General features: G+C 68.8%; 26 protein-coding genes and 2 tRNA genes. 14 read left to right on the top strand and 14 right to left on the bottom strand.

Features of this window, described 5'->3' with window-relative positions; translation table 11 throughout:
- Window positions 1-162: 162 nt before the first annotated feature.
- The 8 genes from ABZU25_RS07905 to rpmH form a co-directional block, all read right to left on the bottom strand.
- Window positions 163-1,176, bottom strand: coding sequence for a ParB/RepB/Spo0J family partition protein (locus ABZU25_RS07905; RefSeq protein ID WP_355028562.1), 1,014 nt, complete (start codon window positions 1,174-1,176; stop codon window positions 163-165).
- Between the two features lie 27 nt (window positions 1,177-1,203).
- Entirely contained in the window at window positions 1,204-2,523 is a 1,320-nt protein-coding gene (locus tag ABZU25_RS07900) for a ParA family protein (protein WP_355028561.1), read from the bottom strand.
- Between the two features lie 256 nt (window positions 2,524-2,779).
- Window positions 2,780-3,490 (bottom strand): 16S rRNA (guanine(527)-N(7))-methyltransferase RsmG, encoded by a 711-nt coding sequence (gene rsmG / locus ABZU25_RS07895; RefSeq protein ID WP_355028622.1) that lies wholly within the window; start codon window positions 3,488-3,490, stop codon window positions 2,780-2,782.
- A 154-nt stretch (window positions 3,491-3,644) separates the two neighbouring features.
- A complete protein-coding gene (locus ABZU25_RS07890; RefSeq protein WP_355028560.1) occupies window positions 3,645-4,265 on the bottom strand; it encodes a R3H domain-containing nucleic acid-binding protein in 621 nt (206 codons plus the stop codon).
- A gap of 211 nt (window positions 4,266-4,476) precedes the next feature.
- Window positions 4,477-5,466, bottom strand: coding sequence for a membrane protein insertase YidC (gene yidC, locus ABZU25_RS07885; protein WP_355028621.1), 990 nt, complete (start codon window positions 5,464-5,466; stop codon window positions 4,477-4,479).
- 2 nt (window positions 5,467-5,468) lie between these two features.
- Entirely contained in the window at window positions 5,469-5,765 is a 297-nt protein-coding gene (gene yidD / locus ABZU25_RS07880; RefSeq protein WP_355028559.1) for a membrane protein insertion efficiency factor YidD, read from the bottom strand.
- The gene (rnpA, locus tag ABZU25_RS07875) at window positions 5,762-6,178 is read right to left on the bottom strand and encodes a ribonuclease P protein component (RefSeq protein WP_355028558.1); all 417 of its coding nucleotides are present in this window, start codon (window positions 6,176-6,178) and stop codon (window positions 5,762-5,764) included. The genes yidD and rnpA overlap by 4 nt, the downstream gene beginning before the upstream one ends.
- 33 nt (window positions 6,179-6,211) lie before the next feature.
- A complete protein-coding gene (gene rpmH, locus ABZU25_RS07870; RefSeq protein ID WP_007453904.1) occupies window positions 6,212-6,349 on the bottom strand; it encodes a 50S ribosomal protein L34 in 138 nt (45 codons plus the stop codon).
- Between the two features lie 631 nt (window positions 6,350-6,980).
- Between rpmH and dnaA the strand changes: the two genes are divergently transcribed.
- From dnaA to ABZU25_RS07845, 5 genes are all read left to right on the top strand, one after another.
- Entirely contained in the window at window positions 6,981-8,810 is a 1,830-nt protein-coding gene (gene dnaA / locus ABZU25_RS07865) for a chromosomal replication initiator protein DnaA (protein ID WP_355028557.1), read from the top strand.
- A gap of 773 nt (window positions 8,811-9,583) precedes the next feature.
- Window positions 9,584-10,717: a DNA polymerase III subunit beta gene (gene dnaN / locus ABZU25_RS07860; protein ID WP_355028556.1), complete on the top strand. Its 1,134-nt coding sequence runs from the start codon at window positions 9,584-9,586 to the stop codon at window positions 10,715-10,717.
- A gap of 40 nt (window positions 10,718-10,757) precedes the next feature.
- The gene (gnd, locus tag ABZU25_RS07855) at window positions 10,758-11,630 is read left to right on the top strand and encodes a phosphogluconate dehydrogenase (NAD(+)-dependent, decarboxylating) (protein WP_355028555.1); all 873 of its coding nucleotides are present in this window, start codon (window positions 10,758-10,760) and stop codon (window positions 11,628-11,630) included.
- A 16-nt stretch (window positions 11,631-11,646) separates the two neighbouring features.
- Window positions 11,647-12,780, top strand: a complete 1,134-nt coding sequence (gene recF / locus ABZU25_RS07850) for a DNA replication/repair protein RecF (RefSeq protein ID WP_355028554.1) — start codon at window positions 11,647-11,649, stop codon at window positions 12,778-12,780.
- Window positions 12,770-13,384: a DciA family protein gene (locus ABZU25_RS07845; RefSeq protein WP_355028553.1), complete on the top strand. Its 615-nt coding sequence runs from the start codon at window positions 12,770-12,772 to the stop codon at window positions 13,382-13,384. The genes recF and ABZU25_RS07845 overlap by 11 nt, the downstream gene beginning before the upstream one ends.
- Before the next feature lie 9 nt (window positions 13,385-13,393).
- Here the strand turns inward: ABZU25_RS07845 and ABZU25_RS07840 are convergent, their stop codons facing one another.
- Window positions 13,394-13,621 (bottom strand): hypothetical protein, encoded by a 228-nt coding sequence (locus tag ABZU25_RS07840; RefSeq protein ID WP_355028552.1) that lies wholly within the window; start codon window positions 13,619-13,621, stop codon window positions 13,394-13,396.
- A gap of 118 nt (window positions 13,622-13,739) precedes the next feature.
- Here ABZU25_RS07840 and ABZU25_RS07835 point away from each other — a divergent pair, with 118 nt between their 5' ends.
- A complete protein-coding gene (locus ABZU25_RS07835; protein ID WP_355028551.1) occupies window positions 13,740-14,240 on the top strand; it encodes a MarR family transcriptional regulator in 501 nt (166 codons plus the stop codon).
- On the opposite strand, the gene ABZU25_RS07830 is transcribed toward ABZU25_RS07835, so the two are convergent.
- Complete coding sequence (locus ABZU25_RS07830) at window positions 14,225-14,779, bottom strand: hypothetical protein (protein WP_355028550.1); 555 nt, start codon at window positions 14,777-14,779, stop codon at window positions 14,225-14,227. The genes ABZU25_RS07835 and ABZU25_RS07830 overlap by 16 nt on opposite strands.
- Window positions 14,780-15,300: 521 nt before the next feature.
- Between ABZU25_RS07830 and gyrB the strand changes: the two genes are divergently transcribed.
- From gyrB to ABZU25_RS07790, 8 genes are all read left to right on the top strand, one after another.
- Window positions 15,301-17,247 carry a DNA topoisomerase (ATP-hydrolyzing) subunit B gene (gyrB, locus tag ABZU25_RS07825; RefSeq protein WP_355028549.1) on the top strand — a complete coding sequence of 649 codons (1,947 nt, stop codon included), beginning with the start codon at window positions 15,301-15,303 and terminating at the stop codon, window positions 17,245-17,247.
- A gap of 130 nt (window positions 17,248-17,377) precedes the next feature.
- Window positions 17,378-21,160, top strand: a complete 3,783-nt coding sequence (gyrA, locus tag ABZU25_RS07820) for an intein-containing DNA gyrase subunit A (protein ID WP_355028548.1) — start codon at window positions 17,378-17,380, stop codon at window positions 21,158-21,160.
- 4 nt (window positions 21,161-21,164) lie between these two features.
- Window positions 21,165-22,076, top strand: coding sequence for a DUF3566 domain-containing protein (locus ABZU25_RS07815; RefSeq protein ID WP_355028547.1), 912 nt, complete (start codon window positions 21,165-21,167; stop codon window positions 22,074-22,076).
- A 150-nt stretch (window positions 22,077-22,226) separates the two neighbouring features.
- Window positions 22,227-22,300, top strand: a tRNA-Ile gene (locus tag ABZU25_RS07810).
- A gap of 43 nt (window positions 22,301-22,343) precedes the next feature.
- Complete coding sequence (locus ABZU25_RS07805) at window positions 22,344-22,472, top strand: DLW-39 family protein (RefSeq protein ID WP_209444550.1); 129 nt, start codon at window positions 22,344-22,346, stop codon at window positions 22,470-22,472.
- Between the two features lie 42 nt (window positions 22,473-22,514).
- Window positions 22,515-22,590 (top strand) — tRNA-Ala (locus ABZU25_RS07800).
- A gap of 209 nt (window positions 22,591-22,799) precedes the next feature.
- Window positions 22,800-23,123: a type II toxin-antitoxin system RelE/ParE family toxin gene (locus ABZU25_RS07795; protein ID WP_355028620.1), complete on the top strand. Its 324-nt coding sequence runs from the start codon at window positions 22,800-22,802 to the stop codon at window positions 23,121-23,123.
- Window positions 23,123-23,437 carry a helix-turn-helix transcriptional regulator gene (locus ABZU25_RS07790; protein ID WP_282312898.1) on the top strand — a complete coding sequence of 105 codons (315 nt, stop codon included), beginning with the start codon at window positions 23,123-23,125 and terminating at the stop codon, window positions 23,435-23,437. Before ABZU25_RS07795 ends, ABZU25_RS07790 begins: the two co-directional genes overlap by 1 nt.
- A 242-nt stretch (window positions 23,438-23,679) precedes the next feature.
- Here ABZU25_RS07790 and ABZU25_RS07785 read toward each other — a convergent pair whose 3' ends face one another.
- From ABZU25_RS07785 to ABZU25_RS07770, 4 genes are all read right to left on the bottom strand, one after another.
- On the bottom strand, window positions 23,680-24,054 hold the full coding sequence (locus ABZU25_RS07785; protein WP_355028546.1) for a type II toxin-antitoxin system VapC family toxin: 375 nt from the start codon (window positions 24,052-24,054) through the stop codon (window positions 23,680-23,682).
- Window positions 24,051-24,305 (bottom strand): type II toxin-antitoxin system prevent-host-death family antitoxin, encoded by a 255-nt coding sequence (locus tag ABZU25_RS07780; RefSeq protein ID WP_355028545.1) that lies wholly within the window; start codon window positions 24,303-24,305, stop codon window positions 24,051-24,053. Before ABZU25_RS07780 ends, ABZU25_RS07785 begins: the two co-directional genes overlap by 4 nt.
- Window positions 24,306-24,668: 363 nt before the next feature.
- Window positions 24,669-25,154: a hypothetical protein gene (locus ABZU25_RS07775; protein WP_355028544.1), complete on the bottom strand. Its 486-nt coding sequence runs from the start codon at window positions 25,152-25,154 to the stop codon at window positions 24,669-24,671.
- A 225-nt stretch (window positions 25,155-25,379) separates the two neighbouring features.
- Window positions 25,380-26,180, bottom strand: a complete 801-nt coding sequence (locus ABZU25_RS07770; RefSeq protein ID WP_355028543.1) for an MBL fold metallo-hydrolase — start codon at window positions 26,178-26,180, stop codon at window positions 25,380-25,382.
- Between the last annotated feature and the right edge of the window lie 19 nt (window positions 26,181-26,199).

The raw sequence follows: 26,199 nt of genomic DNA, 5'->3' as shown, positions 1-26,199 counted from the left end.
CACGGTCCGGCCCGCTGGAGCCACCGACAACGACTCCCGCGTTCGGGAATCCTCGCCTGAGGAGCGGGAACGGCGGCTGTTTCACGTGAAACGCGGCGGGCCGGATGCGGAACGACCGCGCTACCCCGGAGGGGTGCGCGGTCGTCGGCGACGAGGACGGGCTCAGCCCTCGCCCTCCTCCTGCTGCACGCCGATGATCCCGACGATCCGCTCAAGGTCGTCCACGGTCGCGAACTCGATGGTGATCTTTCCCTTGCTCCGGCCGATGTCGACCTTTACCCGAGTGTCGAACCGGTCGGACAGTCGATCGGCCAGATCGGTCAGGGCCGGCGCGTGCGCCTTCGGCCGGCGCTTCGCGGCCTGCCCCTTCGGCGGCCCGTCGTTCAGAGTCAGGGCGACAATCTCCTCGGTCGCCCGAACCGACAGACCCTCCGCCACGATCCGCAACGCCAACTGCTCCTGCGCCTCGGTGCCGTCGAGGCTCAGCAGAGCGCGGGCGTGACCCGCCGACAGGATCCCTGCGGCGACCCGGCGCTGCACCTGGGCCGGCAGGTTCAGTAGCCGGATCGTGTTGGAGATCTGCGGGCGACTCCGGCCAATCCTGCGCGCCAACTCTTCGTGGGTGGCCCCGAACTCCTCAAGCAGTTGCTGGTAGGCGGCGGCCTCTTCGAGAGGGTTCAGATTGGCTCGGTGGATGTTCTCCAGCAGGGCATCGCGGAGCATGGCGTCATCACGGGTGTCCCGGATGATCGCCGGAATACTGTCCCGCCCCACCGCCTGGGCGGCCCGCCAACGCCGCTCGCCCATCACCAGCTCGTACTTCTCGTCGTCGAGCTGCCGAACGACGATGGGCTGGAGGAAACCGACCTCCTGAATGGAGGTCTTGAGCTCCTCCAGTGCCTCCTCGTCGAAGACCTGGCGGGGCTGCTTCGGGTTGGGCAGGATCGCGTCTACCGGGATCTCGGCGAATCGCGCTCCGGGTACCGGGCTGAGCGTGGACTCTGGTTCGTGAACCTGTGCCTCGACGGGTGCCGCCGGGACGGTCGCGGTGCCGGTGTCGTCCGCGTACTCGTTCTCCGGCTCCGCGGTTAAGGTGCCAGCGGCACCCGGCACCGGCCCGGTTGGGATCAGCGCTCCCAGGCCCCTACCCAGACCGCCCCGAGGACGGTTCTTCATGCCTCGCCTCCCAGCGACTCGTCCGCACTACGCATTCCGGCCCACCGGCTCCTTGACGCCTCGTTCGGCAATCTCCTGGGCGGCCTCGAAGTAACTCGTGGCACCCCGCGATCCGGGATCGTAGGTCATCACCGACTGGCCGTAGCTGGGCGCCTCGGAGACCCGGACGTTGCGGGGGATGACCGCCTGGAGAACCTTGTCGCCGAAGTGGTTCCGGACGTCCTGCTCGACGGCATCGGCCAACCGGGTACGCCGGTCGTACATCGTCAGGAGGATGGTGGAGACGTCAAGCTTCGGGTTGAGGTGTTGGCGCACCAGGTTGATGTTGTTGATCAGCTGGTTGAGCCCTTCCAGGGCGTAGTACTCGCACTGGATCGGGATCAGCACCTCCTGCGCGGCAACCAAAGCGTTGACCGTGAGCAGACCGAGCGACGGCGGGCAGTCGATGAAGACGTAGTCGAACTCGCCCGGGTAGGCGGCGATCGCCCGGTCCAGGCGCGACTCCCGCGCCACCACCGACACCAGCTCGATCTCGGCGCCGGCAAGGTCGATGGTCGCGGGTACGCACCAGAGATTGGGGATGCCCTCGACCGCCTGCGCCACCTCGGCCAGGGGCACGCTGTTGATCAGACAGTCGTAGACGTCCGGGATTCCGGTGTGGTGCGGGACGTTGAGCCCGGTGGAGGCGTTGCCCTGCGGATCGAGGTCCACCACGAGCACCCGGTTGCCGTGCAGGGCGAGCGCCACTGCAAGGTTGACGGTGGTCGTGGTCTTGCCCACGCCGCCCTTCTGGTTGGCGACGCACATGACCCGGGTCCGGTCGGGCCGAGGCATGGTCACCTCGCCACTGGGATTCAGGATCTGCACGGCGCGCATCGCCTCCATAGCCAAGGGTGGGTCATCCTCTTCGCGCGTCGGGGTTTCACGTGAAACGTACGTGGGGTCGGTCGCGACGGCAGCCAACGACTCGGTCGAGGTGACCGGCGGGTCGGCGATCACCGGCGCGGAGTCCCGAACAGCCGCCGCGCCGGGTTGGTGCGGGACCGCCGGCTCGAAGCGAACCGCTTTCGCGGTGTTGCGCCGTCCCAACGTCTGCCGTACCTCAACGACGTTGGCCGGTCGGGTCGACCCCTCCGACGTCCGTCGTGTCGCAGCCGGGTCCACGACTTCGGGCCCGGTCTGCTGAGCCGTTGGATCTTCGCCGAACACCGGCGGATCGCCGTCCGCAGGTCGGGTCGCTGGCCCGGTCGCGCCGGGCGACCAGCTCGGGTAGTCGGTTTCACGTGAAACGGGATCGTCTGTCGACCCGGTCACGCGTGGATCGTCGTACCTGCCGTCGTCATGCACCTGTCATCCCTGCCCGCTTCGGATGGTCGGTCCGCGCCCCGGTCAACTTGGCCACACCCACGCTCGCAACCCGGAGCGTACGGCCCGCGGGAGCGGTCGGAGACCCGCGACGTCCGTCGCCCTCTCCACACTATCGACGCGCGGTCAGCCTACGGCGGACGGGCGCGGCCGGTCCACGTCGGGTTCTCATCCCCTTGTCCATCCGTACCGGTACAACGAGGCAACCCGCCCGCCGGAAGCCCGATGACCCGACGTGTCAGCGTCGGCGGGAGCGGCCGCTCCGGGAGCGCTTGTTGGCCGCCGCCCGTGCCGGACCGACCATCCGCTCCCGCACGATCTCCACGACGGTGGTGGGCGGGTCGATCACCCCGGTCCCACAGAGGTGCACCGCCGGCTCCCCGCCGCCGAGTCGCGCCACCACCTCGGCGTGCTCCTCGATCTCCGCCGCCGCGGACGAACCCTTCAGCGCCAGCAGCCGGCCACCACGGACCGCCAGGGGGAGACTCCAGCCCGCCAGACGATCCAGTGGCGCGACCGCGCGGGCAGTCACCACCTCACCGCTGATCGGTTCCCGACCGCTCGACCCGGTAGCCGCCTCGTCCGCCCGACCGCGGAACACCCGCACCGACTTGGTCAGACCGAGTCGTTCGACGACCTCGATCAGGAACGACGTGCGTCGAGCCAGCGGCTCGATCAGGGTGACAGTGAGATCGGGCCGCGCGATGGCCAGGACCAGACCCGGCAGACCGGCACCGGAGCCGACGTCGAGAACGGTCGCGCCGGACGGGATCCGCTCGGCGATCGCAGCGCAGTTGAGGAGGTGCCGATCCCAGATGCGAGGTGCCTCTCGGGGACCGATCAGACCGCGGACCACCCCGTCGGTGACCAACAACTCGGCGTACGCGGCGGCCAGGTCGAGACGATCGCCGAAGAGGGTCAGCGCGGCCGGGGCCAGCTCGGGCGGCAGCGCCGCGTCGGCTGGTGACGGGGCAGAGTCGCGCTGAGTCGCGTCATCGGCGTCGTCGGCGTCGGGGGTAGGTGGCCGGACAGCGGACGGCCCGAGCGGCGTGCCGCCCGGGCCGGTCACGGCATCGGCCGTGCTGTCGTCGTGGGTCACCCGGTCAGTCCGCCGGCCGTACGACGATGCGCCGGTTCGGCTCAACGCCCTCGGATTCACTCGCCACACCGGACATGGCGTTGACCACGTCGTGCACACACTTGCGCTCGAACGCGGACATCGCGTCCAGGCGGACCGGCTCGCCGTACTCCTTGACCTTCTCGACGGCGTTCTTGGCGACCGCTGCGAGTTCCTTGCGGCGGTTCGACCGGTAGCCGCCGACGTCGAGCAGCAGGCGGCTCGGCGTCCCGGTCTGCCGGAAGACGGCGAGGCGGGTCAGCTCCTGAAGTGCCTCCAGGGTGGCTCCACGCTGGCCGACCAGGTTCTGCAACCGCTCGCCGACGACCTCGACCATCGGGCGCCCAGCGGCGACCAACTCGTCGATGTCGCCGTCGTAGTCGAGGATGTCGAGGAGTCCTTCGACGTAGTCGGCCGCGATCTCGCTCTGCCGGAACAGGTCGCCCTCGCTCACCGCCTTCTTCACCCTGCCGCCGGCGGCGGTGTCGGTGTCCTCGTCGGCCGCGCTGTCGTCGTCGGTATCGGTGTCGTCGCCGTCCACCGCGAGCGTTGCGGTCTCCTCCTCGTCCAGGGACTGCTCGGCGCGGGGGATGCTGGTCTCGGTCACGGTCTCATCTCCGTACTCGCTCGGCCGGACCGTCGGGTCCGACTGGTTTCCCGGGGCCGGCGGGAGGTCGCCGGTGCCCGCGGGCACGTCTGTACGGGCAGTGTCGCCCGTGGCCGCACGGTGCGCGGTCGGTTCCGCTCGGCGCCACCTGACGGCGGCTGCGCGGTGCGGAACGGGCCGCCGCCGGTCACCCGGCGACGGCCCTCAGAGGTCAGCCCTGCCGCTTGGCGGGACGGCTCTTCTTCGGGTTGTTCGCCGGCTTGGCCCCTGGCTTCGGCCCGGCCACCTTGGGTGCGGTCGCCTTGACCGGCGCCGGCGGGGCCGCCTTGCCACGACCGAACAGGCCACCGGACTTGGCGGGCTGCACCGGGTTGCGAGTGGCGGCGGGGGCGACGGCCTTCTTGGCGGTCACCGGCGGCGGGAACTTCCGCAGCACCCACTGCTGCTGGCCGAGGGTGAAGAGGTTGTTGGTGACCCAGTAGATGATGACGCCGATCGGGAAGATCGCGCCGGAGATCAGCAGCGACGCCGGGATGCCGTAGAGCATCAGCCGCTGGATCATCCGCTGCTGCGGGTCCTCCGCCCAGCCGGTCTTGAGGATCATCTGACGGCTGGTCAGGTAGGTGGTCGCGATCATCACCAGGACCAGGATGCCCGCAATGATCTTGACGGTGCTGCCGGTGGCGCCGAGGCGGGACAACTCGTCGGCCGTCGAGCCGAACTTGCCGGCGATCGGGGCGGTGAAGAGCTTCGCCTGCGAGGCGCTCTCGAACTGGTCGACGCTCCACCCGTACAGGGTCTTGCCCTGGTTTGCCGGGTCCAGCCGCTTCAAGGTGTGGAAAAGACCCAGGAAGACCGGGATCTGAAGGAACATCGGAAGGCAACCCATCAGCGGGTTGGCCTTCTCCTTCTTGTAGAGCTCCATCATTTCTTTCTGGAGCGTCTCCCGGTCACCCTTGTGCTTCTCCTGAAGCTCCTTGACCTTGGGCTGGAGCGCCTGCATCGCCCGCTGGGACTTGATCTGCTTGACGAAGACCGGGAACAGGATCACCCGGACGGTGACCACCAGGAAGATGATGGACAGGATCCAGGCGAAGTTGGTGCCGATCACCGCGCCGACCGGCACCCCGATGGCGTCCCAGGCAGAGTGCCAGGTCAGCAGGATCCACGAAATCGCGTAGTAGATCCAGTCGAGACTCAGACTCAATTCGGGGCTCCAGTCACATCAGCACGGCGGCGGCCGCCCGGCTCCGGCACCGGGTCATGTCCACCAGGGTGAAAGGGGTGGCAGCGCAACAGCCGCCGGACCGCCAGCGCCGCTCCCCGGAGCGCGCCGTGCCGAGCGACCGCCTCCTGGGCGTACGCACTGCATGACGGGTAGAACCGACAGCGGGCCGGCAGCGCCGGACTTATCCACCGACGGTACGCGATGATGGGCGCGATCAGCACCTTGGCACCGGTTGTCGGCGCGCGTGGACTGGTCTTCTCGGCGTCGGTCATCGGGACCGCCGCTCGCGGGGCGACCGGGCGACCGCGATGGCGGCATCCAGGTCGGTGGCGAGGCGAGGATACGACGCCTCCGCCGCTGCGGGCAGCGCCCGGACGACCAGGGTGCTGCCGGCGGGCAGGGCGGTCAACCGGTCCCGGACCAGTGCCCGCAGTCGACGCTTGACCCGGTTGCGGGCTACCGCGTTGCCGACAGCTTTGGACACGACGAAGCCGGCGCGGGACGGCGCGGACGACTGCTCCGCGCTGTTGTCCCGCACCGGCTCCGACATGGTCGAAATGCTGGGGTCGGCGGTCACCGGCACGGTCAGGTGGACCACGACGGCGCCTCGTCCGACGCGTCGGCCACCGCGAACCGCTGCGGCGAAGTCAGTGCTGCGCCGCAGTCGCTGCGCGGCGGCCAGCACGACTGCCCACGTCCCCTGACCGGCCCGGTCGGCTCAGGCCGACAGGGTGGTGCGACCCTTGGCGCGACGGCTCGAGAGGATGGCACGGCCGGCACGGGTGCGCATGCGCAGCCGGAAGCCGTGGGTCTTCGCGCGCCGGCGGTTGTTCGGCTGGTAGGTGCGCTTGCTCACGTCAGGCTCTCCGTTTTCGTACGCGCCCCGCGCGACGGGATCGCCGGGGTCGTGGGGTGGTGTCCAGGCCACCTCGACGGTGGCCCCCGATCGGTGCTGTCCGGCGGTGCGGGACCTCGACGATGCGGGGGATGCGACCGCGGACAGCAAGCACCCATCACCCTAGCAGAGGGCGAGAAAGCAGCCATTCCAGCCTACGCAGGGGGGCAATGACCGTCAAACACCCCGAGTAGCGGCCAACAGGACGCGCCCGAGGCCGAAGGGTGGTTTTCGCTGATGCCGACAAGGGTGTCGCCGCGTCGCCGGTTGATGGCGCAGGGACAACGCTGTTACCGTGCCCGATTGCGGTGAGCGTCTTCAAGCTCCGGTCGTCGCGCAGGCAAGACCGGACAAGGCAGTGAATCGTTCGGCACGGTGAACCCGCTTCAGCGCCCGGTCAGGCAGGGGGCAGGTCCCACCCGCGTCCGGCGGCGGCCACAATCGGTCGGTACACAGGCTGTGGATAACCTGTGGATGACCACCGGTCGACCGTCCGGGTGGGGTGTTGTTCCACCCGCGAACGCGGCGGGCCCGGGATGGCCGGCTGGCAGACAGCGGCGGCCGGGAGCAGAGGCGAGGGGGTGGCACGACGGTGGCCGGTACAACCGACCTCGCCGCAGTGTGGTTAGCGGCGACCGACGAGCTTGCCGACGAGATCATCTCCGCTCAGCAGCGCGCCTATCTCCGACTGACCCGGCTGCGGGCGATCGTCGAGGACACCGCGCTGCTCTCTGTGCCGGACGCGTTCACCCGCGACGTGATCGAGTCACGGCTGCGCCCGGCGATCACCGAGGCGCTCACCCGCCGGCTCGGCCGGCCGATCCAGGTGGCGGTCACCGTTCGGGTGGCCGAGGACGCCACGGGCCGACCGGCCGGCACCGTCTACCGCAGCGCGCCGGAGATCGGGCCGCTCGACGTCGAGGGCCCGGCCGCCGCGCCACTCGACGACGACCACGGTGTTCGGCCGGCCGCTGACCCGGTGGTGCCCGAGCAGTCACACGCCCCCCGGATGCCCGACCCGGTCGCGCCTCCCGCCCCGGCGGGTCCGCCGCTCTCGCCGACCATCGACGGCCACCGGTCGGGCCTGATTCCGGCCAGCAGGGACGGACAGGAGGCGCTGTTCAGCGCCGCGTTCGCGGAACCGATGCGGCCGTCCCGACCAGGACCGGACCGGCGTGGCTACGACGAGCACGCCGCGCGCCTCGACCCACCCGGCCCGGACACCCGGCCCTACGAGCCGCGCTACCGGGAAGATTCGGGGTCGCCGCGCGACCAGCACGTGATCCGCGCGATGCCTCGCGACGGCGGCACGGACAGCGGCCCGGGGCGCAGCGGAGTGGACCACCGGGCGGGTGGCCGCGACGACCGCCGGCTGCCCGGCGCCGACACCGGCGGCAACCGGCTCAACCCGAAGTACATGTTCGAGACGTTCGTCATCGGGTCGTCCAACCGGTTCGCCCACGCGGCGAGCGTCGCGGTGGCGGAGTCACCGGCGAAGGCGTACAACCCGCTGTTCATCTACGGGCACTCCGGGCTGGGCAAGACCCACCTGCTGCACGCCATCGGGCACTACGCCACGACGCTCGGCAACGCCCGCTCGGTCCGGTACGTCTCGACCGAGGAGTTCACAAACGACTTCATCAACTCGCTCCGGGACGACAAGACAAGCGCGTTCCAGCGGCGCTACCGCGACGTCGACATCCTGTTGATCGACGACATCCAGTTCCTGGAGAACCGCGAGCGTACGCAGGAGGAGTTCTTCCACACCTTCAACACCCTGCACAACGCCAACAAGCAGATCGTGATCACCTCCGACCGGTCGCCGCGTCAGCTCGCCACCCTGGAGGACCGGATGCGAACCCGGTTCGAGTGGGGGCTGCTGGCCGACATCCAGCCGCCGGACCTGGAGACCCGGATCGCGATCCTGCAGAAGAAGGCGGCGCAGGAGCGGATGTACGCCCCGCCGGACGTGTTGGAGTTCATCGCCTCCCGGGTGTCGAACTCGATCCGGGAGCTGGAGGGTGCGCTGATCCGGGTGACGGCGTTCGCCAGCCTGACCCGGTCGACCGTCGAGCTGTCCCTGGCCGAGGAGGTGCTCCGGGACTTCATGCCCGACGGCGCCGGGCCGGAGATCAACGCCGACCAGATCATGGCGTCGACCGCCGACTACTTCGGGGTGAGTCTGGAGGACCTGCGCGGTCAGTCCAGGTCCCGGGTGCTGGTCAACGCTCGGCAGGTGGCCATGTACCTGTGTCGGGAGTTGACCGAGCTGTCGCTGCCCCGGATCGGGCAGGCCTTCGGTGGCCGGGACCACACCACGGTGATGCACGCCGACCGGAAGATCCGTCAGCAGATGGCGGAGCGTCGCTCGCTCTACAACCAGATCGCCGAGCTGACCAACCGGATCAAGCAGAACAGCTGAGGCGTACGCCGCCGTCGTGGCGGCACGCAGCCCAGGAAACGCCCGGCCGGATCTTCGGCCGGGCGTTTTTTCGGGTCTCCGACTGGACTCTCGACATGGTGTAGGCCACAGCATGGTGGCCGTGACCGCCTCGACTCCCACTCGTTGTCCACAGCTCGTTGTCCACCGTCGGTGGATAACTACGGACCGTCCATCGCCGGTTACCCACAGGCTGTGGAGAAACCCTGTGGACGGAGCTGTGGACGCCTGGGGACAACTGTCACGTTTTCCACCGATGACCGTCGGCCTGTGGACGAGCTGTTGAAGGTTCTGGGGATGACGGCAATGGTGATCTTCATCGTCATCCACAGGCTTGGGGAGAAAGTCGGTGGATTACCGGTGGACAACCGGTGGACAACGGTGGACAACCGGCCGCCGAGATCGCGCTGTGGACAGGCAAGCCGGTTGTACCCCCGATTATCCACAGCTAAATCACCTGTGGATAACCTGTCTGAGCTGCGCAGACCCGGGTTTTCCACAGTTTGCACAGGTGCGATGAAGACGATGAGTTATCTCTTCTAAGAGAACAAAAACCAATCATCACCGTTGGGCTTTCTGTGGATCGTGCCGAACGCTGCCCGATCAACAGGTCAGCACCGACGCGAACCATGGGGTCGGGCGCACAGCCGATACCCCCGCGCCCTAAGGTGCGATGGGTACCCGCACGGTCGGGCGGGACGGTAGGCAGCGGTCGGCATGAGAGAGTTGTCGCTGACGTCGACGCGGAGGCATTGATGAAGTTCCGAGTAGAGCGCGACGCGCTCGCCGAGGCCGTGGCGTGGACCGCGAAAAGCCTGCCCAACCGGCCATCCGTACCGGTGCTCGCCGGGGTGATGCTCCGGGTCACCGACGGCAACCTGCGGGTTTCCGGGTTCGACTACGAGGTCTCCAGCCAGGTGACCGTCGAGGTGCAGGGTGACGCCGACGGCGCCGCGCTCGTCTCCGGCCGCCTGCTCGCCGAGATCACCAAGGCGTTGCCGGCCAAGCCGGTGGACATCGCCGCGGTCGGCGCCCACCTTGAGCTGGTCTGCGGCAGCGCCCGGTTCACCCTGCCCACCATGCCGGTGGAGGACTACCCCGCGCTGCCCGAGATGCCGCAGAGCGCCGGCACCGTCGACGCGGCAGCGTTCGCCACAGCGGTCTCCCAGGTGGCCATCGCGGCCGGCCGGGACGAGACCCTGCCGATGATGACCGGCGTCCGCGTCGAGCTCTCCGGCAGCACGCTGTCGATGCTCGCCACCGACCGTTACCGGCTGGCGCTGCGCGAGATCCAGTGGCAGCCGGACGACCCCGAGGTGAGCATCAACGCCCTGGTGCCGGCCCGCACCCTGAACGACACCGCCAAGGCCCTCGGACCGCTGGGTGGCGAGGTCACCCTCGCCCTGGCCCAGGGCGCTGCCGGCGAGGGCATGGTCGGCCTGGCCGGCGGCACCCGGCGCACCACCAGCCGCCTGCTCGACGGCGCCAACTACCCGCCGGTGCGTTCGCTCTTCCCGGCCACCCACAACGCCGCTGCCCGGGTGCCCGTCAGCACCCTCATCGAGGTTGTCAAGCGGGTCGCGTTGGTCGCCGAGCGGACCACCCCGGTGCTGCTGAGCTTCAGCGCCGACGGCCTGGTGGTCGAGGCCGGCGGTTCCGAGGAGGCGCGGGCCAGCGAGGCGATGGAGGCCACCTTCACCGGTGACGCGCTGACCATCGGGTTCAACCCGCAGTACCTCATCGACGGTCTGACCAACCTGGGTTCCCAGACCGCCGTGCTCTCGTTCGTCGACGCCTTCAAGCCCGCGGTGATCTCCCCCGCCGGCGAGGATGGAGAGGTCATTCCGGGGTACCGGTACCTCATCATGCCGATCCGCGTCTCGCGCTGATCGCGCCCAGCAACACCCAGATCCACGGAGGTAGAAACACATGCAGCTCGGCCTTGTAGGACTCGGCCGTATGGGCGGCAACATGCGGGAGCGATTGCGGGCCGCTGGTCACGACGTGGTCGGTTTCGACCACAACGCCCAGCTCAGCGACGTCCCGACCATCGCGGGCCTGGCAGAGAAGCTCGAGTCACCGCGCGCGGTCTGGGTCATGGTGCCCGCCGGTGTCACCGACGCCACCATCGACGAACTGGCCGCGGTGCTCGGCGAGGGCGACATCATCATCGACGGCGGCAACTCGCGCTTCAGTGACGACGCACCCCGGGCCGAGCGGCTCAACAAGCGGGGCATCGGCTACGTCGACGTCGGCGTCTCCGGCGGCGTCTGGGGCCGGCAGAACGGCTACGGGCTGATGGTCGGCGGCGCCCAGGAGCACGTGGACCGGCTGATGCCGATCTTCAGCGCGCTCAAGCCGGAGGGCGAGTTCGGCTTCGTGCACGCCGGGCCGGTCGGCGCCGGGCACTACTCGAAGATGGTGCACAACGGCATCGAGTACGGCCTGATGCACGCCTACGCCGAGGGCTACGAGCTGATGGCGGCCTCGGAGTTGGTGACAAACGTGCCGGGCGTCATCAAGTCCTGGCGAGAGGGCACCGTCGTCCGTTCCTGGCTGCTCGACCTGCTGGACCGGGCACTCGACGAGGACCCGGCGCTGGCGGACCTGAGCGGCTACACCGAGGACACCGGCGAGGGCCGGTGGACCGTCGACGAGGCGGTCCGCCTGGGGGTGCCGCTGAACGTCATCACCGCGTCGCTGTTCGCCCGGTTCACCTCGCGGCAGGACGACTCGCCCACCATGAAGGCCGTCTCCGCTCTGCGTCAGCAGTTCGGTGGCCACGCCGTCCACAAGCGCTGAGCGGTATCCACAACCTGTGTATGTCCACCGGCTGGAACTGATCGACTTCCGCTCGTACGAGCGGGTGGCCGTCGACCTCCAGCCGGGGGCGAACGTCCTGACCGGCGCCAACGGCGTCGGCAAGACCAACCTCGTCGAGGCGCTGGGCTACGTGGCGACCCTGGACTCACACCGGGTCGCCACCGACGCGCCGCTGGTCCGGATGGGCGCCACCGCCGCGGTGATCCGCTGTGCCGTGGTGCACGACGGTCGGGAGCTCCTTGTCGAGTTGGAGATCGTGCCCGGCAAGGCCAACCGGGCCCGGCTGGGCCGCTCACCGGCGCGGCGGGCCCGGGACGTGCTCGGCGCCCTGCGACTCGTGCTCTTCGCCCCGGAGGACCTTGAGTTGGTCCGGGGCGACCCGTCCGAGCGTCGCCGCTACCTGGACGATCTGCTGGTCAACCGGCAGCCCCGGTACGCGGGAGTGCGGGCCGACTACGAACGGGTGGTCAAGCAGCGCAACGCCCTGCTGCGCACCGCGTACCTGGCTCGCAAGACCGGCGGGTCGCGCGGCGGCGACCTCGGCACCCTCGCCGTCTGGGACACCCACCTGGCCCAGCACGGCGCGGAGCTGCTCGCCGGCCGACTGGAACTCGTGGCCGCGCTCACCCCGCACGTCGCCAAGGCGTACGACGCGGTGGCCGCCGGCCGGGGTGCGGCGAGCATCGCCTACCGAGCCTCGATCGAGCTGGCCGAGCCGACCACCGACCGGGCCGCGCTGGCCGACGCACTGACCACCGCACTGGCCGCGTCCCGCTCCGCCGAGATCGAACGGGGCACCACCCTGGTCGGTCCCCACCGTGACGAGCTGGCGCTGACCCTTGGTCCGCTGCCCGCCAAGGGGTACGCCAGCCACGGCGAGTCGTGGTCGCTCGCGCTCGCGCTGCGGCTGGCCGGGTACGACCTGCTGCGCGCCGACGGCATCGAGCCGGTGCTGGTGCTCGACGACGTCTTCGCGGAGTTGGACACCGGCCGCCGGGAGCGGCTGGCGGAGCTGGTCGGCGGGGCGAGTCAACTGCTTGTCACCTGCGCGGTGGACGACGATGTGCCAGCGGCTCTGCGCGGCACCCGCTATCAGGTCGGCGAAGGGACGGTACGCCGTGTCGGATGAGCCACGCCCCAAACGACAGGGGACCGGCGGAGGTGACGCCGCGCCCGCGCGTACCCCCGGGGCGGAGGCGACGGGCGGTGAGCCGGCGGCCGCCAGCGGGCCGGAGCTGGCTCGGGCGGTGCTCGACGCGGCGCTGTCCCGGCGGCAGTCGGCGGCCCGTGCCCGGCGTACCCCCGGTGGTGCCGGCGGCGACGCGGCCGGCGGCTCGGGGCGGCGGTTGCGCGGCTACTCCGGGCCCGGCCCCGACCCGCGTGACCCGCAGCCGCTCAGCGCTGTGCTGAACCGGCTGGTGAAGGCGCGGGGCTGGCAGCAGCCGGCGGCGGAGGCCACCGTGTTCGGCGCCTGGGAGCGGGTCGTCGGCGCGGAGGTCGCCCAGCACAGTCGCCCGGTCAAGCTGGAGAACGGCGAGCTGACGGTGGAGGCGCGCTCGACCGCGTGGGCGACCCAACTGCGTCTGCTCGCCGGCTCGCTACTCAAGCAGATCGCCAGCGAGGTCGGCCACAACGTGGTGCGCAAGCTGCACATCCACGGCCCGGCCGCGCCCTCCTGGGGGAAGGGGCCACGCCGGGTACGCGGCCGGGGCCCCCGCGACACGTACGGCTGAGCCGGCTCCTCAGCCCTTCCGGTCGGCCTCGCGGGCCGCTCGCCTGCGTTCGCGCTGTTCCCGGGTGTAGCGCTTGCGCTCGGTCAGGTCGCGTTTCCACGCCTCGCGGGCCTCGGCCGAGCCGCCCTGCACCGCACCCTGGACCCCCTCGGCCGGGCCGGCAAGGTGCCGGAAGGCCCAGCTCAGGAGTCGGCCGCCCTCGCCCGGGGCCCTGCTGACCGCGCCGTCCTCGCTCATCTGCCGCCCTTTCCCGCATCGCGTCCGCCCGCCCGTCACACGAGCAGATGATTGGGGCACCAATGCTTGGTACACCAATGATCGGTAGAGTAGTCACCGTGCCTGGTGCGAGCAACCGATGAGCGAACAACCGGATCGCGTCGACCCGTTGGCGCTGGAGCAGCAGGTCTGCTTCGCCCTGTCGGTGGCCGCGCGCAGCGTGGTGGCCGTCTACCGGCCACTCCTGGAACCGATGGGGCTGACCCATCCGCAGTACCTGGTCATGCTCGCGCTCTGGCAGCACGCGCCGCTGTCCGGTCGCGACCTCAGCCGCCTGTTGCAGCTCGACCCGGGCACGCTCTCACCCCTGCTCAAGCGCCTCGAGGCGGCCGGCTACCTGCGCCGGGAACGCGACCCCGGCGACGAGCGCAGTCTTGCCGTCACCCTCACCGCCAGCGGCGCCGCGCTGCGGAGCCGGGCGGAGCTGATCCCGGCCGCGATCGTGCGGCGACTCGGGCTGCCCGTCGAGGACCTGCAACACCTGCACGCGGTGCTCACCCAGGTAATCGCCGCCGCCAACCGACCGGGCGGCGACCAGCCCGCTGCGGGAAGCGGCGTGGCGGGTCAGGCGTCGGCGTAGACGGCGAAACCGCGCTCGGCGCAGCGCCGGTAGAACGCGGCCAGCACGCCCAACTCGGCGCAGGTGAAGTTCCACTGCGGCGGATCGCCGCGCTCGTCGCGCAGCGCGTCGAGCCGGCTCTCCAGCCACCGCAGCTGCTGCTCGGCCAACCTGCCGTCGCCGAGCAACGAGCGCAGCACCGTGCTCACCGACTCGAAGGTGACCGCCTCACCGTGCGCGCGGTGCCCGGCCACGAATCGCTCGATGCCGCCGGCGATCCAGGAGCAGCCGTCCGGGTCGATCACCGGGTCCTCGTCCTCGGCGGCGGCGTCTGTGGCGTACAACACACCTTCCAGACCGAGCAGCAGATCCACCAACTCGGTGTACGCCGTCGCCCGGATGGTGCCGGTCTTCGCGATCAGCTCGGCCAGCGCCGCCGTCGGCGCGGAGATCCGTGGCACATCAACGATCTCGCCGAAGTCGACGAACTCGGCCGGCGCGACCGGATCGTAGAAGCGGCCGGTCCGCGGCCAGTGCACCGCGACGTTGTCCAGCCCCATCTGTCACCTCTTAAAGAGCACGTGTCGGGTCGATCGGGTCGATCGTCCCGGTTCCGGCCGGTAAAGATCAAGCTTGGTTCCGGAGCGCCGCAAACGTACGGCACTGACGCTTTGGCCGCGACCCCCGACCCGCCCGAGCGCGGGTCAACCCGTCCGGGGACGGCGCGTGCGATCGGACCCTGGCGTGTGGGGGGAGTCGCGGGCAACGGGGTTCTGCCGGCTATGGACTTCTCAGCCGCCTCTCTGAGGGTGCCGAGTGGTGGTTCTGTCCCCCGCGCACAGTAGGATTGACAGCGAGACGAAGACCCGGTGTGGGAGAGGAACGGGGCCGGTGGCCCCAGATTCATTCTCCACGGCGGGTCGAGCCGATCGCGATCCGCGGGCAACCGCGGCGACCGGCGCGTTCGACCCGTTGTCCGGAGGTCTCCGGCACCGGTCCACGCGCCGACGTCGCGTCCTGTCCGCCGAACCCGCGCCCGACGCGCCCTAGCGGCGCGGCTGACGCGAGAAAGTGGCCGAGGGTGGCAGCGCAGGACAAGCAGGAGTACGGCGCAGAGTCGATCACCGTTCTCGAAGGGCTGGAGGCGGTTCGCAAGCGGCCCGGTATGTACATCGGGTCCACCGGTGAGCGCGGTCTGCACCACCTCGTCTGGGAGGTCGTGGACAACGCGGTCGACGAGGCGCTCGCCGGATACTGCGACACCATCGACGTGGTGCTGCAAGCCGACGGCGGCGTGCGGGTCACCGACAACGGCCGTGGTTTCCCGGTCGACCTCCACCCGAAGCTCAAGAAGCCGGGTGTCGAGGTCGCGCTGACCATCCTGCACGCGGGTGGCAAGTTCGACGGCAAGGCGTACGCGGTCTCCGGCGGTCTGCACGGCGTCGGTGTCTCCGTGGTGAACGCGCTCTCCACCAAGATGTTCGTCGAGATCCACAAGTCCGGCTCCGTGTGGCGGCAGCAGTACAACAACTCCAAGCCCGGTCCACTGGAAAAGGGCGAACCCACCGACCGCACCGGCTCGGCGGTCTCCTTCTGGCCCGACCCCGACGTGTTCGAGACCGTCGACTTCGACTTCCAGACCATCTACCGACGCCTTCAGGAGATGGCCTTCCTCAACCGCGCCCTGCGCATCCACCTGCTCGACGAGCGGGTGGCGGAGGAGGAGGACGGCCGGCAGCGCGAGGTGACCTTCTACTACGAGGGTGGCATCGCCGACTTCGTCCGGCACCTCAACGCCTCGAAGAGCCCGATCCACAAGACCGTGGTCGAGTTCGAGGCCGAGGAAGAGGGCATGTCGCTCGAGATCGCCATGCAGTGGAACGAGTCGTACGGCGAGTCGGTCTACACCTTCGCCAACACGATCAACACGCACGAGGGCGGCACCCACGAGGAGGGCTTCCGGTCCGCGCTGACGAGCGTGGTCAACCGGTACGGCACCGACAAGAAGCTGCTCAAGGGCGACGAGAAGCTCTCCGGCGAGGACATTCGCGAGGGGCTCGCGGCGATCATCTCGGTCAAGCTGGCCAACCCGCAGTTCGAGGGTCAGACCAAGACCAAGCTCGGCAACACCCCGGTGAAGAGCTTCGTGCAGCGGGTCTGCAACGACCGGCTTGTCGACTGGTTCGACCGCAACCCGGCCGAGGCCAAGATGATCATCACGAAGGCATCCCAGGCGGCGCGGGCCCGGATCGCCGCGCAGCAGGCACGCAAGCTGGCCCGCCGTAAGTCGCTGCTGGAGTCCGGCTCGATGCCGGGCAAGCTGGCCGACTGCCAGTCGACCGACCCGCGCGAGTCCGAGGTGTTCATCGTCGAGGGTGACTCGGCCGGTGGCTCGGCCAAGCAGGGCCGTGATCCACGGACGCAGGCGATCCTGCCGATCCGCGGCAAGATCCTCAACGTGGAGAAGGCCCGGATCGACCGGGTTCTGAAGAACAACGAGGTCCAGGCGCTGATCACCGCGCTGGGCACCGGAATCCACGACGACTTCGACATGGAGAAGCTGCGGTACCACAAGGTGGTGCTGATGGCCGACGCGGACGTCGACGGCCAGCACATCCAGACGCTGCTGCTCACCCTGCTGTTCCGCTTCATGCGTCCGCTTGTCGAGATGGGCAACGTCTACCTTGCCGCCCCGCCGCTCTACAAGATCAAGTGGAACAAGAAGGGCGACGACGCGCAGTACGCCTACTCCGACCGCGAGCGGGACGGGCTGATCGCGCTGCGCCAGCAGAAGAAGCCAAACGCCAAGCCGGACGACATCCAGCGCTTCAAGGGCCTCGGCGAGATGAACTACCCCGAGCTGTGGGAAACCACGATGAACCCGGCGACGCGTACCCTGCGTCAGGTCACGCTCGACGACGCGGCGACCGCCGACGAGTTGTTCAGCGTGCTGATGGGTGAGGACGTCGAGGCACGCCGGTCGTTCATCCAGCGCAACGCCAAGGACGTGCGGTTCCTGGACATCTGATGGACCACGGTGGGTCGGCCGGGCACCGCCCGGTCGGTCCACCGATCCACAGAGTTATCCACAGCTTGGCCGGTATCCACAGCGGTTATCCACAGCACAAAAACGACTCTGAGTCTGATAAGGGTATACAGTGACCGATTCTCCCGAGTCCACACCGAACGAGCCAGGGGTCCCCGCCGAGGCCACCGCCACCGTGGTCGCACACGACCGGATCGAACCGGTCGGGCTCGAGGTGGAGATGCAGCGCTCCTACCTCGACTACGCGATGAGCGTCATCGTCGGGCGGGCGCTGCCGGACGTCCGGGACGGGCTCAAGCCGGTCCACCGCAAGATTCTCTATGCCATGTTCGACTCCGGCTACCGGCCGGACCGCGGCTACGTGAAGTGCTCCCGGGTCGTCGGCGATGTGATGGGTCAGTTCCACCCGCACGGCGACGCCTCGATCTACGACGCGCTGGTCCGGATGGCCCAGCCCTGGTCGCTGCGCTACCCGCTGGTCGACGGCAACGGCAACTTCGGCTCGCCCGGTAACGACCCGGCTGCGGCCATGCGGTATTGTATTACGGCAGATGTCCGGATTCGTACCCCTGAGGGCAGCGTCCGGGTCGGCGACATCGTGCCCGGCGCGGCGGCGAGCAGCGAGACCGACATCGACCTCAAGGTCCGCGACCGCAACGGCGATCTGGTCCGCGCGTCGAAGTTCTTCCACTCCGGTGAGCACCCCACGCTGCGGCTGCGCACCCGTGAGGGGTACGAGCTGACCGGCACCCACAACCACCCGGTGCTCTGCCTCGTGGACGTCGCCGGCGTGCCGACCCTGCTGTGGAAGCTGCTCGCCGAGATCTCCCCCGGTGACCGGGTGGTCCTGCAGCGCAGCGTGCCGGACGAGATCGGCTACCCGATGCTGGAGCACGTCGAGGCCGCCGTCCTCGCTGGCGCGTTTGTCAGCGAGGGCTGGGTCTCGCCAGGCCGGGCCGGTTTCAACAACGTGGACCGGGAGTTCTTCGTCCGCGTCCTCGCGGCGTACGACCTCGCCGTTGGCGGGCCCCGCTACGTCAGTGAGCGGGTCATCGCCTCCGGCAGCACCCTGCACGAACTCGACGTGCAGGACGTCACCGCGCTGCGGAAGAGCCTCCTTGGCGACCTGGTGAGGGCTCGTAGCGCCGCGAAGTTCGTTCCCGAGTTCGTCTGGCAGGGGCCGGCCGCGGTCAAGCGGGCCTTCCTCCAGGCGCTGTTCGAGGGCGACGGCTCGTCCTCGCTGCTGCCGCGCAACACCATCCAGATCTCGTACTCGACGCGCAGTGAGCGGTTGGCGGGCGAGGTCCAGCAGTTGCTGCTGGAGTTCGGCGTGATCAGTCGGCAGACCCGCTACGACGACGGCGAGATCAAGGTCGTGGTGACCAACCGCCGCGACGCCCGGATCTTCGCCGCGCACGTCGGCTTCCTCGGCCGCAAGCAGGCCAAGCTGGAGGCGGCGCTGGCCGAAGTGCCGGCGAGCAGCACCGCGCTCTCCAGCGACCACGTGCCGCTGGTCGGTGAGTTCATCCGCGAGCACGGCGCGCAGCGCTGGACCGAGCGGGACTGGCTGCGGCGGCACAACGTGGACCGGGTGGAGCGCTGGGAGCGGGACCGCGACGAGATCGCCGCCCGGATCACCAACACCGAGGTGCTCGACGTGGTCGAGCCGTTGGTCGACGGTCGCTTCTACTACGCCGAGGTGGCGCAGATCACGGACGCCGGCGTGCAGCCGGTCTACAGCGTCCGGGTCGACACCGACGACCACTCGTTCGTCTCCGACGGGTTCGTCAGCCACAACACCGAGTGCAAGCTCGACCCCCTCGCGATGGAGATGCTGCGGGACATCGACGAGGACACCGTCGACCTCCAGGACAACTACGACGGTCGGGCCAAGGAGCCCACGATCCTGCCGTCGAGGATCCCCAACCTGCTGCTGAACGGCTCCGAGGGCATCGCGGTCGGCATGGCCACCAAGATCCCACCGCACAACCTGCGGGAGATCGGCGCGGCGGTGCAGTGGTGCCTGGAGCACCCGGAGGAGGACGAGGAGACCACCCTTGAGGCGCTGCTCGGCATCGTCAAGGGACCGGACTTCCCGACCCACGGCCTGATCGTCGGCCAGACCGCGATCCAGGACGCGTACCGCACGGGTCGTGGCTCGATCCGGATGCGCGCCGTGGTGGAGGTCGAGGAGGACAAGCGGGGTCGGCCCTGCCTGGTCGTCAGCGAGTTGCCCTACCAGGTCAACCCGGACAACCTCGCCGAGCGGATCGCCGAGCTGATCAAGGAGGGCAAGCTCGCCGGGATCGCCGACATCCGCGACGAGTCCTCCGGCCGTACCGGCATGCGGATCGTGCTGGTGCTCAAGCGCGACGCGGTCGCGAAGGTCGTGCTGAACAACCTCTACAAGCACACCCAGCTCCAGGAGACCTTCGGCGCCAACATGCTGGCCCTGGTCGACGGGGTGCCGCGCACGCTCAACCTGGCGCAGTTCATTCGCTACTACGTCGAGCACCAGATCGACGTGATCCGTCGGCGGACCGCCTTCCGGCTGCGCAAGGCCGAGGAGCGGGCGCACATCCTGCGCGGTCTGGGTAAGGCGCTGGACGCGCTGGACGAGGTGATCGCGCTCATCCGGCGGTCGCCGACCGTGGACGACGCCCGGCAGGGCCTGATCCGGCTGCTGGAGATCGACGAGATCCAGGCGACCGCGATCCTGGACATGCAGCTGCGCCGTCTCGCCGCGTTGGAGCGGCAGCGGATCGTGGACGATCTGGCCAAGCTTGAGATCGAGATCGCCGACCTCAAGGACATCCTGGCCAAGCCGGAGCGGCAGCGGAGGATCGTCTCCGAGGAGCTCGGTGAGATCGTCGCCAAGTGGGGTGACGAGCGGCGTACGCAGATCATCCCGTTCGACGGTGAGGTCTCGATGGAGGACCTCATCGCCCGCGAGGATGTGGTCGTCACGATCACCCGGACCGGGTACGCCAAGCGGACCAAGGTTGATCTCTACCGCTCACAACGGCGCGGGGGTAAGGGCGTCAGTGGCGCTACGCTGCGGCAGGACGACATCGTCAGCCACTTCTTCGTCTGCTCGACCCACGACTGGATCCTGTTCCTGACGAACAAGGGCCGGGTGTACCGGGCCAAGGCGTACGAGTTGCCGGAGGCCAGTAGGGTAGCCAAGGGCCAACACGTGGCCAACCTGCTCGCCTTCCTACCCGACGAGCAGATAGCGCAGATCATTGAGATCCCGAACTACCAGGTAGCCCCCTATCTGGTACTGGCCACGAAGAACGGCCTGGTGAAGAAGACGCGGCTCGAGGAGTTCGACTCCAACCGTTCCGGCGGAATCATCGCGATCAACCTGCGCGATGAGGACGAGCTGGTCGGTGCTGCGCTGGTTGCGCCGGAGAACGACCTGCTGCTGGTCTCCAAGAAGGCACAGGCGATCCGGTTCAACGCCTCGGACGAGGCGTTGCGGCCGATGGGCCGGGCCACCTCGGGTGTGATCGGCATGCGCTTCACGGACGACGATGTCCTGCTCGCCATGGAGGTCGTTCGGGAGGGTCTGGACGTTCTGGTGGCCACGAACGGGGGATACGCGAAGCGGACCCCGATCGAGGAATACCCGGTGCAGGGCCGGGGAGGTAAGGGCGTGTTGACTGCGAAGATCACCGAACGGCGCGGTGGTCTGGTCGGCGCGGTGGTGATCGATCCGGACGACGAGCTGTTCGCGATCACCAGCAACGGTGGTGTCATTCGGACTCCGGTGAAGCCTGTACGCCGTACGCGTGACCGGAACACAATGGGGGTCAAGCTGATGGACCTCCCGGACGGCGTGACTATCGTGGCGATTGCTCGCAATGCCGACGAGCCTGACGAACAGGACTAGTTGAATGACGGAGACACAGGCGAAGTCGGGGAACACGGGGACCTCGGCCAACCCGGTCGACGAGGAGGCCGCCAAGGGCGGCACACCAGCGACCGGCCGCGCGGCCGTAGGCCGGGCGACGGTTCCCGCCGACGCGCCTGCCCCGAAATTCACCCGGGCCCCGGGCATGACACCCCCGCCGGAGCCGTCCAGCGATGACGCTGGCTCGGGTGACAAGGCCGAGGCGTCCGGTGCCGAGGCGCCGACGTCCGCCGCCGCCACACCTCCGGGTTCGGCGGCGGCACCCTCGGCCCGGCCGGCGACCACCCCGCCGATCAACGTCCGGCCCGGCCAGGCCGCGTCGACCGGGGCCACCGGCACCCAGCCCCGGATCACACCCGGCATGACTCAGCCGCCGTCCGACGGGGCACGTACCTCCGCTGCCGGCCGCCCGGTCAGCGGTGGTGGCCTGCCGCCGGGTATCGGCAACGCGTCGGCCGTCGGGGCCGCCCGCGTCGGTGATGCGGTACGTGCGGCGCGTACGTCGGTCAGTTCGGCTGCGTCCCGCGGACCGCGCCGGGCGCGGCTGAACCTGAAGCGCATCGACCCGTGGTCGGTGATGAAGTTCGCGTTCGCCGTCTCGGTGGTGCTGTTCATCGTCGTGGTGGTCGCCACCTCGGTGCTCTACCTGGCGCTGGACGCGATGGGTGTGTTCAAGAGCGTCAACGAGAGCCTGAGCGACCTGGTCAACGCCGGCGGTGGGCAGAGCACCAGCGGCTTCCAGATCACCGCCAAGGGCGTGATCCTCAGCTCGGCGCTGATCGGCCTGGTCAACGTGGTGCTGTTCACCGCGCTGGCCACGCTGGGAGCGTTCGTCTACAACGTCTGCGCCGACCTGGTCGGCGGGATCGAGCTGACCCTCGCCGAGCGGGACTGAGCGAACGGGACGCCGGGGCACCGCAGAATGCGGTCGCTCCGGCGTCCCGTACTCAGGTAGGTTTTGCAGGCGTCGATGGCCTGGCTCGTGAGGCCGGACCCCGATTTGGGGCTGGCCGACCGGATGGGTTAATCTTGCTCGTCGCAACGCGGGGCTATAGCTCAGTCGGTTAGAGCGCAGAGCTGATAACTCTGAGGTCGATGGTTCGATTCCATCTAGCCCCACCGCATTGTCGTCCGACGGTAGTCGAGCGCGAGGGGTCGCCCCATGTTCAAGAAGCTGCTGATTCTGGCTGGCGTCGTCGGCGTGGCCGCCGTCGTGTTCAACAAGATCAAGGCCTCGAACGACGAGCGTGCCCTTTGGCACGAGGCGACCACCGCACCCGACCTGCGCTGACGTCTGGCGCGGCGACGAGCGATCGTCGCCGCGGCCGTCCACGGGGCCCTAGCTCAACTGGCAGAGCACTGCCTTTGCAAGGCAGGGGTTAGGGGTTCGAGTCCCCTGGGCTCCACCACATGACTTGATCTCCCTCTTAACCTGCGCTTCCATGGTTCGCACGACCGAGACGCAGCCTGGCAAGTACGAGTCTCGCCCGTTCCGCTGCATCAGTGATGAGCGGGTTCGGTTATGTATAGGTTGAGCTATAGTTCTTCCGTGACCAAGGGGTCAGCCCACCGCTAGGCGATCAGGACGACAGGCGATGTCCGTGACTGGTTACGGGCACTGCGTCAGACAGACCCTGCGGCGTACCGGTCCGTGAACGCGGCGATCGACATGCTCGCCGAGACTGGTCCGGGTCTGGGACGGCCGCTGGTCGACACTCTCCGGGGTTCGAGCCTCAGCAACCTCAAGGAACTGCGGCCGAGATCTGGCCGCGACGTCGCAATCCGGGTTCTGTTCGTCTTCGACCCTTGGTCGCAAGCGGTGCTGTTGGTCGCTGGCAACAAGGCCGGCGACTGGACGCGGTGGTACGCGAACGCGATCCCGATCGCCGAGGTCGCCTACGAAGGTTGGCTTGCCTTCGAGAGGAAACGGAGGGAGAGCTGATGAGCGACTTCCATGACTGGGACGACATCCGCGCCGAGCTGCACGATGGGGACGACGACGCGCTCGACGCGGAGCGCGCCCGTACCGAGGCCTGGGTCAGCGCGTTCCACCTCGCCGAGGAGCGCAAACGTCTCGGTCTTACCCAGCGGCAGGTCGCCGAGTTGATGGGGGTAACGCCCGGCCGGGTGAGTCAGATCGAGAACGGCGATCTGGACGCCAATGAGGTGGCGACCCTCAGCCGATACGCACGAGCACTGGGCGCCCGGATGCGGATCATCTTCGACTACGGCAGCGACCTTCGGCAGATCGCCTGATCCCCGCGAGCCTCAGACGACATCACGCACGGCGAGAATGGTCGTCCCGGCCAACCGCGCCGTCGGCGAGCCGAGGTCAGCGAGCACCGTCCGAAGCCTGTGAGCTGGGCAAAATTTGCAGGCCACGGCCGGTATCTCGGAGTTCGAACAACCGGCGTTGTTCGGATGGCACCGGCCGACCGGCTCGTGTGCGCGGTTGGGCCTGGGCCTTCATCGGCATCAGGTGTTGATGAGCCGTCCGATCACACCTTGAGGACGTCCACGTCGTACAGCGCTATCGACGCGTCGCGGGAGGCCAGGGTCAGACTCTCGGTGATCGCCTGGGCCACCAGCATGCGATCGAACGGATCGCGGTGATGCGATGGCAGGCGGCCGGCGGCGATGGCGTGGGCGTGGGTCACCGGAAGTTCGCGGAAGCCCATGTCTCTTACCCGCTCGGCGAGGTCAGGGGGTCCGGCGAGCTTCCCCGCACTCTGTTTGGTGGTGATCTCCCACAGGGTGACCGGGGAGAGGAAGATGTCCGGCTCGTGGCGTAGCCGGTCGAGGAACTCGGTGCCGAGGGTTGCGTCGCCGGTGATGGCCAAAAGCGCGACGTGGGTGTCCAGCAGCAGGGTCATGCGCCGATGCCGAAGTCGACGGCGATCTCGGCGTTGGTCTGTGGTGAGTCCCAGTCGCCGGAGAGGTCCAGTTGCCCGGCGAGAGAGCCGACTGCGGTGCGGTTGGCCCGTCGGACCAGCGGCACGACCTTCGCCACCGGCGTACCGGCCCGGTCAATAATGATTTCCTCGCCGTGTTCCACCCGGTCAATGATGCGCGACAGATGGGTCTTGGCATCATGCATGTTGTAGTGCACCGCCTCAGCCGACATGGCGCGACCTCCTCGGTTAGCTAAGGGCTTAGTCTACCCTGCTTGGCCCCAGGCGCCAGGGGTTCGGCTGCTCGCGAGGGGGTGGACCGTGAGATGAGCGCGTCGGCGGGCTCCGCTCAACTGCTGCCGGTCCTCGCTGCGCGCGACGACGGGGTGCGCGGTGTCTTCGAGAAGCAGTTCCCTGAGCTGACACAGCACGCGACGGCCATCAACAACCGGGCGGGCTGGGCATCGGGTCGGGCCGCCGCCGACCGGGCTTCGCTGCACGAGCGGCAGGCGGTTAAATCCGGCGGGCACGTTCCAGCCGCGCGGACATGCGCATCGGATGTGACCGTCCGGTGTCGGTCACATCCGAGTGGCCGGTCAGGTCGCCGAGCAGGCGGCGAGCAGCTCCTTGACGGCGGCTTCCAGCTTCTTCTTGCTGGGCTTGGCATCGGCGGACTTGTTGTACTCGTCGCTCAGGTTCGACATCTCCTGCTGAACCTTCTCGGCGGCACTGCTGACCGTCTCTGTCGCGCCGATGGAGTGTGCGATGACCGCGGCCGAGCCAGCGATCCACTGGGCACTTACCGCGATGTGCCCGGCCGGCGGGCCGATCTTTTCGGCCTTAGCAACCTTGTCCGCGTTATCTTTGATGTCCTTTTTGATGTTGTCGCAGGCTTTTGTCGTGGCTGCGTCGATGACCGGCGCAGCGCTAGAGGCAGCCGGGGCAGCACTTGAGGCAGCGCTCGACGCCGTCGGGGTCGACGAGGTTGCGGATCCCTCCGAGGTGGGTTGCGGGTCGCAACTCGACATCGCGATCACCGCCGCGATAGCGAAGCCACTCAGGACAATCGGGGATCGGTACATTGATGTCTCCCTTATGATCTTCATGTCGGTCCGCACGCTACCAGTCACGGTCCAGCGGGTTGGATCAATTAATGGGAGGACCGGAGGCGAGCTGGCCAGCCTGCTGGCAGTGGGGCGTCGAGCGTGGGCCGGCAACGTGAGAGGCACCGGCGGCACCGGCCGTGCGCACCGATCTGGGCCGCGGCGATCTCGGCGTTGGCCTGTGCTGAGCTGCTCGGTCGGTGGTCAGGAGGACGGGGTGAGGGGGGCGGTCTCGCCGCGGGCGATGGTGCGTACCTGCTGCACCCAGCCACGGCGGCGGGCCTCGTCGACGAAGTGCGCGAGCGGGGACCGGAACACCGGATAGTCGTCGTAGTGGATCGGCACTGTCAGCTTCGGGCGGACCAGTTCCACCAGGTCGGCACCCTGGCGAGCGTCCATGGTGAGCAGGATCCCGGCGACCTTCGTGCCACCGAGGTGGATGAGCATCGCGTCGATGTCCGGGTAACGCTCGGGGATGGCGGTGAGCAGCGACCGGTTGAGGGTGTCACCGGTGACGTACAGCCGGAATTCCCGACTACCGGCGCGTTCCACGTCGATCATCGTGCCCATCACGTCGGGCATCAGCAGGTCCAGGGCACCCGGGCCGTGCTGTCCGGGCATCGAGGTCAGGCGCAGTGTCGTACCGTCGCGGTGCAGTTCCCGGGACGACCAGGTCGGCAGGCCCTGGGCGGCCTGGAAGCCCCAGCGACGCAGCCGGCGTTCCGCCGCCGGGGTGGTGACGATGGGCAGGTCGTGGTCCAGTTCCCGGCGGGCCACCCGGTCGAAGTGGTCGCCGTGCAGGTGGGAGAGGACCACCGCGTCCAGCTCCGGGAGCTGGGCGATCCGCAGTGCCGGGTCCGTGCGCCGGCGCGACCACAAACCCTTGCCCAGGTACGCCCGCTGACCCCGATGCAGGAAGTTCGGGTCGGTCAGCAGGGTGAATCCGCCGATCCGCAACACCGTTGTCGCGGTACCGATGAACGTCACCTGGGGTTGCTCCGCCACTGTGTCCACCTCCTTCGGC

The sequence above is a fragment of the Micromonospora sp. NPDC005215 genome (assembly GCF_040607915.1).
Lineage (GTDB): Bacteria > Actinomycetota > Actinomycetes > Mycobacteriales > Micromonosporaceae > Micromonospora.
The sequence above is the reverse complement of the archived record's forward strand: the minus strand, read 5'-3'. Positions and strand labels throughout refer to the sequence as shown.